Raw genomic sequence first — 1,333 nt, forward strand, 5'->3', positions numbered from 1 at the left:
AGCTCGGCCTGTCGGCCGAGGCGATCAAGAAGGGCCTGTCGTCCTTCGCCGGCGTCAAGCGCCGCTTCACCCACACCGGTTCGTGGGACGGCGTCGAAATATTCGACGATTACGGCCACCATCCGGTCGAAATCTCGGCGGTGCTGAAGGCGGCACGCAGCGCCACCAAGGGCCGCGTCATCGCCATTGCCCAGCCGCATCGCTTCACCCGACTGCATGACCTATTCAACGAGTTTTCGACCTGCTTCAACGACGCCGACACGGTGATGGTGGCGCCGGTCTACGCGGCCGGCGAAGAGCCGATCGACGGCGTCAGTTCGGACGCGCTGGTGTCGCGCATCCGCGCCGGCGGCCATCGCGACGCTCGCTACATCGAGGGTCCGGCGGCGATTGCGCCCATCATCCGCGATCTGGCCAAGCCGGGCGATTTCGTCGTCTTCCTTGGCGCCGGCAACATCACCCAATGGGCCTATGCGTTGCCCAAGGAGCTTGGCGGGACCGTCTCATGATGCACGGCCAGGCCCTGATCGACAGACTTGGCGACCGGCTTGCCGGCCTGCGCGGCCGCCTCACGCCGAATGCCGAGATGGACAAGATTACCTGGTTCCGCGCCGGTGGGCTGGCCGAGGTGCTGTTCCAGCCGGCCGACGAGGAAGATCTTGCGGCGTTCCTGCGCGCGGTTCCCGAAGAGATACCGCTGACCGTGGTTGGCGTTGGCTCGAACCTTCTGGTTCGCGACGGCGGCATTCCAGGCTTCGTCATCAGGCTTTCGGCGAAAGGTTTCGGTCAGATCGAGAGAACAGCAACTGGCGGGATCAACGCCGGTGCTGCCGCCCCTGACAAGCGCCTCGCCGCATTTGCCCTGGAGGAAGGCATTGGCGGGTTCCATTTCTACCACGGCATTCCCGGCGCCGTAGGCGGCGCGCTTGTCATGAATGCCGGCGCCAACGGCGTGGAGACCCGCGAACGGGTTGTCGAGTTGCGAGGGCTTACTCGCAAGGGGGAAATCACGACATTCCTGGCTGAGGACATGGACTATTCTTATCGCCATTCGGCGGTGCCGGCTGGCGTGATCTTCACATCGGCGGTTTTCGAGGGGTATCCAGAAGAAAAGGCGGCGATCAAGGCGGCGATGGAGGCCGTGCAGAACCATCGCGAGACCGTGCAGCCGATCCGCGAGAAGACCGGCGGCTCGACCTTCAAGAATCCCGAAGGCACGTCGGCCTGGAAGGAGATCGACAAGGCGGGTTGCCGCGGCCTGATGATCGGCGGCGCGCAGATGTCGCCGATGCATTGCAACTTCATGATCAACACGGGAACCGCGACCGGCTAC

General features: G+C 64.4%; 2 protein-coding genes. Both read left to right on the forward strand.

All coding sequences use genetic code 11. From position 1 onward, the window contains the following. A partial coding sequence (locus tag EN935_RS36185; protein WP_281040403.1) for a cyanophycin synthetase occupies window positions 1–509 on the forward strand: 509 nt, incomplete at its 5' end. Continuing rightward, a partial coding sequence (murB, locus tag EN935_RS36190) for a UDP-N-acetylmuramate dehydrogenase (RefSeq protein WP_127374238.1) occupies window positions 506–1,333 on the forward strand: 828 nt, incomplete at its 3' end. The genes EN935_RS36185 and murB, both read left to right, overlap by 4 nt.

The organism is Mesorhizobium sp. M7D.F.Ca.US.004.03.1.1 (assembly GCF_003998635.1).
GTDB classification, from domain to species: domain Bacteria; phylum Pseudomonadota; class Alphaproteobacteria; order Rhizobiales; family Rhizobiaceae; genus Mesorhizobium; species Mesorhizobium loti.